Annotated in this window: 7 protein-coding genes; 1 reads left to right on the top strand and 6 read right to left on the bottom strand. The window is 30.8% G+C overall.

Annotation, left to right across the window (positions count from 1 at the left end; translation table 11 throughout):
* Positions 1–721 (top strand): aspartate carbamoyltransferase catalytic subunit (locus tag V6U76_RS04095; RefSeq protein WP_333023764.1); only part of this gene is annotated, 721 nt, incomplete at its 5' end.
* Here the strand turns inward: V6U76_RS04095 and ccmE are convergent.
* From ccmE to V6U76_RS04065, 6 genes are all read right to left on the bottom strand, one after another.
* Complete coding sequence (ccmE, locus tag V6U76_RS04090) at positions 722–1,111, bottom strand: cytochrome c maturation protein CcmE (RefSeq protein WP_333023762.1); 390 nt, start codon at positions 1,109–1,111, stop codon at positions 722–724. It abuts the gene before it with no gap.
* On the bottom strand, positions 1,095–1,235 hold the full coding sequence (locus V6U76_RS04085; protein ID WP_333023760.1) for a CcmD-like small membrane protein: 141 nt from the start codon (positions 1,233–1,235) through the stop codon (positions 1,095–1,097). Before V6U76_RS04085 ends, ccmE begins: the two co-directional genes overlap by 17 nt.
* Positions 1,236–1,943 (bottom strand): biotin--[acetyl-CoA-carboxylase] ligase, encoded by a 708-nt coding sequence (locus tag V6U76_RS04080; RefSeq protein WP_333023759.1) that lies wholly within the window; start codon positions 1,941–1,943, stop codon positions 1,236–1,238.
* A 23-nt stretch (positions 1,944–1,966) separates the two neighbouring features.
* Positions 1,967–3,613: a hypothetical protein gene (locus V6U76_RS04075; protein ID WP_333023758.1), complete on the bottom strand. Its 1,647-nt coding sequence runs from the start codon at positions 3,611–3,613 to the stop codon at positions 1,967–1,969.
* A gap of 126 nt (positions 3,614–3,739) precedes the next feature.
* Positions 3,740–5,146 (bottom strand): NADH-quinone oxidoreductase subunit N, encoded by a 1,407-nt coding sequence (locus V6U76_RS04070; RefSeq protein WP_333023757.1) that lies wholly within the window; start codon positions 5,144–5,146, stop codon positions 3,740–3,742.
* On the bottom strand, positions 5,143–6,122 hold a 980-nt coding region (locus V6U76_RS04065; protein ID WP_333023756.1), incomplete at its 5' end, for a complex I subunit 4 family protein. The genes V6U76_RS04065 and V6U76_RS04070, both read right to left, overlap by 4 nt.

The raw sequence follows: 6,122 nt of genomic DNA, 5'->3' as shown, positions 1-6,122 counted from the left end.
AAGTTTAGGTGCAAACGTTATAACAATACCAATTAGATATTCTTCTATTAATAAAGGAGAAGATTTGCAAGATATGATAAAGACACTAGGTGCAATGAATCCTCATTTTATAATAATTAGGCATAAAGATAGTGGAATAATTCAAACTTTAGCATATTATATAAAATGCTGTATAATTAATGCTGGCAATGGAAGTAATGAGCATCCTACTCAAGCTCTGTCAGATTACCTGGTAATAAGTAAAAATAAATATCAAGTACAAAATTTAAAAATCACAATATGTGGTGATATTCTGCACAGTAGAGTTGCAAGATCAAATATAAAACTGCTAAAAATGTTCGGAGCACAAATAAGTTTAGTTTCACCACCAACCCTTAGCTGCCACTCTTTAAATGGAGTAGATAAAATATACTACTCGTTAGAAGAAGGTATAAAAGAAGCTGATGTTATCATGCTTCTCAGATTACAAAAAGAACGAATGAATAAAAGCTGTTTCATTCCTTCACAAAAGGAATATTTTTCTCTCTATGGACTTGATAGAAAGAAATTATCTTATGCAAAAAATGATGTAATTATTATGCATCCCGGACCAATTAATAGAAATGTAGAGATTTCTGATGATATAGCAGATAGTTGTAGTGTTATTTTACAGCAAGTAGAGTTTGGAGTTGCCATGCGTAAAGCAATTCTGCATTATTTTTCTCAATTTTTTATTGCTTAACTACTTATATTTATTAGGCATATATCTTTCATCATGCTTTGCATATATAGTGTCAGCTAAAAATAGTTTACTGTTTATTGCTTTTCCTTGAGCGATAATGTTACTTCCTTCTGAGAACATTGGTGGAAGTATTCCTTTGTACTTTACTGCTAAACTTTGAATTGAATCAGTAATCTCAAATAAAACTCCATTTTCGCTATAAACAACACTATTTGCGATAACCGTTCCGCCAATACGTATTAGCTTGTTGTTATCTAAACTTACAGCTTCGCTTACTGTATAAAAAAATGAGATGTTTTCCTTAAGTTTCAATAAAGTAAAGAAAATTATGCAGCTTAAAAAACAGAAGGCGCTCAGAACTACAAACAGCCTCTTATATTTTCTTTTCATCATCATCTTTTATAATATTCTTCAAAGTTTTTTTACTATTTTTATAGCGAGAGAAAACAAAAATCAGTTCACTAGCAAGCAGTGTAAGGCTAATAAGATAAGCAAAAACTACATGTATGTTCATTTACTCAAATAACTCTCCAGAATCAAAATAGATAGTATTCTTATTTTCTTGTTCTAACATTAATTTACCATATTTATCTATACCTATAAAAATACCACTGTACGACTTATCAGCAAAATTAATATTTATCTTTTCATTCATTTTAAATGCTCTTTTTATCCATGCTTCCCTTATATCACTAAATAATATTAATTTCTTTTTTAGCTCATTAAAATGAATAATTATTTTTTTTAATAAATCTACATTAGAAATAATGATAGCAGAATAATCACTAATACATGTTGTATGGGGCAGTGGAGCACAAACTATATTAACTCCAATACTTACAACTAACCAATCTTTGTTTGATGGCTTTGAAAGTAATATTCCGGCAATTTTTTTACCATCAACTAAAACATCATTTGGCCACTTATATTGAACATTAATATCATTTGATAGTAATGTATTTCCAATAGCTAAAGATATAATATATACAAATTCTGTAAGCCTATCAGGGTTTGTTCTTTCATTAATTATGAAGCTTGCATATAAATTACCTAGAGGTGAAATCCATTTTCTTTCAATACGCCCCCTACCACAAGTTTGCTCATCAGCTAAAATTACTGTCTCATCAAAAATTCCACTATCAATCAGGTTTAATGCTTCTAAATGAGTGCTAGAAATTTTCTTATAATGATAGATCTGAAAATTCTCAAATATTTCTTTCATTCACTTCTAATAGCATGAGAAACTTAATTAACTCCTCTAATAACAGAATTTAATGCTGTACAACTTACATTACTTAAATATGTTGTATTGTTATTGACACTAAATGGCATTCCTTTTGGACCACTATTTTTTAAATCTAGTTCTACACCCTCATTAGTAGTAGAAGAATTTCCTTCTTTAAAAAAGTGATTATCTTTCCGCTCACTTTCGCTTATATAGAACGAACAATCATTAACATTATCACCCAAAACAGTGTTACTTTGTTGCGTGCTATCAAAATATTTTCTATTTACATCATAAGCTTGAACATATCCACTTCTATAACAAATAGGAGTCTCTTTTTGCTGTTTAACATAATTGTTTTTATGAGAAGTATAATTACTATCACCACTTATGAACATAGAAGCAGGTATGGATGAATCATCATTATTTTTGTAATAATAACGTGCTTTATACTCCAATACATCGCCAACATTCATTTTATTTGTTGCGATTGATGGCAGTTGATTAGGAAGTGAACCTTGTGACGACATACTGTTTAAATGTGTAAACTGTTGTGGATATGGAGGTAATGACCATTTAGTAACAATAGAATTACTACGGTAAGAAGTATTTATACTATCTGTAGCTTCAGTTGTGAAAGAAGCAAAGTAAATATCGTAATCTTCAGCCGGAATACCCTTTGTGCTATTACTTGCTACTTGTCCTGATTCATCTGTTTCAGATTGAGAATCAGTACCACTATATTGACTAGAAGTAAGCGAATTTTCATTTCCTTCATTGTTCGTATTGTAATGAAAATTATTTGTTACGCCATTTTGTTGATTACGTTCATCAAGTGCGCTTCTAAGTTTCACATACAATGGCAAGCTAGGAAGTGATTGATCTGTATCTATAGTATGTTGGACTGGCGGATATGGAGGTAATGACCGTTCAGTGACAATGGAATTATCATTAACAGAACTGTAATTAAACGACCTATCTGCCGATTCTCCTCTATTTATAGAAGGTAATAGCTTGGGCTGTACAAAGCTGTTTGAGTATAGAATATGCGAGACATATCCAGAATCATAAGCACTACCAGGTGATGATCTATTTACAAGCGAAGGTAAACTAGGAAATAATTGGGATTGAACAAAACTATTCAGAGGTGTATTAGATGGCTGAGGAATCTTAGATATGTCCATTGAGTCGTGATCTTTACTTAAATTATTATGCAATTCATGACTAAAGCCACTTACTTCGATTGTTTCTTTCTTCCTACCTGTATTACCACATCTAGATTCTTCTTCCTCATTGTTACTTGAATTTGAAGATATTGTTCTATCTTCCACTAACTCTTTACTAAAAGAATCATAAGCTTCTACTCCTTTGCTGTTGTTGCTTGATTTGTGTAACACTTCATTCTTCTCTGATAAATCATCAACTTCTATTCTTACAGTTTCGCTATTGGTTTCTTTTGTAGGAGAATTACTTTCTTCTTGTTCATCAGTACAGTTAGATCTATAACATGTAGAATGAATAAAAAGTCCAGTCATAATAACTATCGAATCCAGTGCAAAAAACGCGCAGGTACCAAGTATTATAGGAAGTATACTAGCGGATATTGCTAGCATAGGCATGAAATAAATTGTAGAAGCAGCTGTAATGAAGGATAGGCAAAACACCACACTAGCAATCGTATATGCGGTAGTGTAATTATTCTTTTTTATATCTTGTATATCGTAACTTGAAGATGCAGACAGAATGAGCCCTCCTAAATAATAGCTATTGTTATAAATTAATTATATCATAATTTATGAATTTATCAAGCACTTAATAAAGGAGTAAAAATTCTTGATGCATAAAAATAGCATAACATTCGCAAGAGATGATGTTGCTATAATAAAAGATAAGTTTCTATTATCAAAGGTTACTGCTTTACTAGAATTTACTTTATCAAAATACATGATCTTAATTATATTCAAATAATAATAACATGATATGACACTTGATATTACAAGAATAATAGACAATGTCACAAAACCAGAATCCATTAGACTCTGAAACACAAAAAATTTAATAAAAAAACCAGCAAGTGGCGGTATGCCAGCCATTGAAAATAGAATAGTAGACAAGAAAAAAGCTAGCACTGGTCTCTTTTTTCCCATACTAGCTAAAGCTGTGATATCACAATTATCATCATCAATTTGTATTAAACATGCAAACAATCCTATGCTCATAATCACATATATAATTAAATATGTTAAAGCACTTACTATCCCCACTATTTTAAAAGTTGCAAGCGCAGAAATCATAAAACCAACATGACCTATTGAGCTATAAGCAAAGAGCCTTTTCAAATTCTTTTGACGCAAAGCTCCAAGTGCTGAGATGAGTACCGATAAAGCAGCAACATAGAGTAATATAGGTTGCACGTAATTTCCTATGGTAATAAGTTGTTCATTTATTAAACGAGTAAAAAATGATATTAGTGTAATCTTTGGAGCTATGGAGAAAAAAGCAGTAACAATAGTAGGAGCACCTTGATATACATCAGGAGCCCACATGTGAAAAGGAACAATTGCTAATTTAAAAAATAAGCCAACAAGAAAGAAAATAAGGCCAAAAATTATTCCTGGTGTAACCTGATATTCACTAAAAAATAATTTTAATTCAAAGAAATTAGTTTGCCCTGTATATCCATAGAGCAGTGATATTCCGTACAACATAATACATGATGAAAGTGCTCCTAGTGTGAAGTACTTTACACCTGCTTCACACGAATACATAGAATCTCTATTGAAACAGGCAAGAGCATATAAGGATATATTCATTAATTCAAATGCTAGATAGAAAGAAATCAGGCTATTAGATGAAATGAGGCTCATCATTCCAAATGTTGTAAACAAAATCAATAAAGAAAACTCATAATTATAATGATATTTTGCCATGTTCAGCATCAAAAGTATTACTATACTTACAATTAGAATAAATATCTGAACTGACCTGACATGTAGGTTCAATGTCACAAGCGAATTAAAAAGAATCAATTCCTCATTTTGCAGTGTAAAAATTAACATTATTAAAGTTACAGTAGCTAAAATCAGTACTGACAGGTTCATACAACGATAATTGAACTTAGTACCAATAAGCAGTAATATTAACGAAGAAATTATAAAAAAAACTTCTGGAAATATATGTATATAATGATGAAAATTCATAAAGCAGTATACTTAACTAATAAGCTGCCTACGCATGGTTTTAGGCAGTTCAACACTGACATAGGATAAAACCCAAACAGAACTATAAGTATAGCAAATACAACTAAAATTAGTAACTCCATCCTATTCACATCATTATATTTTACGTTAGTACTTGCTATACCCCACACTGTTTGTTTACATAAATTTAACATATAAATAGCACTTAAAATTACACCTAATACAATGAATCCTGCAGTAAATTTTACGCTTTTAAAAATTCCCAATATAGATAAAAATTCACCTATAAAGCCTGAAGTACCAGGTAAACCTATTGCAGCCATTGAAAAAAGAATAAACAATGTGCTAAACTTTGGCATGATGCTAGCTATACCATTATATTTTTCAATTTTTAAAGTTTTAGCTCTACTATATAGTATACCAATACAAAAAAATAGAGCAGAAGATATGAAGCCATGACTGATCATTTGAAATATTGCACCTAGCACTCCTTCTTCATTAAAAGAAAAAATACCAGCTGTTACAATTCCCATATGTGCTACTGAAGAATATGCTACTAACTTTTTGATGTCATCCTGAGCAAATGCAATAAAAGAAGTATATATTACTGCTATGATGCTAAGGAAAACAATCACATTTGAAAAATAAATACTGGCTTCTGGTAGCATGGGAAGAGAAAATCTTAAAAACCCATATCCTCCCATTTTGATAAGTATACCAGCTAATATAACAGAACCAGAAGTTGGAGATTGCACATGAGCATCAGGAAGCCAAGTATGAAATGGAAACATTGGAACTTTTATTGCGAAAGAAATAAAAAATGCAAGCCAAAGTAATATTTGTACTGTGCAATTAAGATTCGGAGCTAACATTATTAATTTTTGTATATCAAATGTGTTAAAAGTAACATAAAGATATACTATCCCAAGAAGAAACAAGAGAGACCCAGCAAGGGTATAAAGAAATAACTTAAAAG

The sequence above is a fragment of the Wolbachia endosymbiont of Pentidionis agamae genome (assembly GCF_036711655.1).
In the GTDB taxonomy this organism is placed as follows: Bacteria; Pseudomonadota; Alphaproteobacteria; order Rickettsiales; family Anaplasmataceae; genus JAZHPY01.
The sequence above is the reverse complement of the archived record's forward strand: the minus strand, read 5'-3'. Positions and strand labels throughout refer to the sequence as shown.

Excerpts from the sequence above, each read along its gene's own strand:
- ccmE (WP_333023762.1), bottom strand. The coding sequence starts at position 1,111 with ATGAAAAGAAAATATAAGAGGCTGTTTGTAGTTCTGAGCGCCTTCTGT.
- V6U76_RS04085 (WP_333023760.1), bottom strand. The coding sequence starts at position 1,235 with ATGAACATACATGTAGTTTTTGCTTATCTTATTAGCCTTACACTGCTT.
- V6U76_RS04080 (WP_333023759.1), bottom strand. The coding sequence starts at position 1,943 with ATGAAAGAAATATTTGAGAATTTTCAGATCTATCATTATAAGAAAATT.
- V6U76_RS04070 (WP_333023757.1), bottom strand. The coding sequence starts at position 5,146 with ATGAATTTTCATCATTATATACATATATTTCCAGAAGTTTTTTTTATA.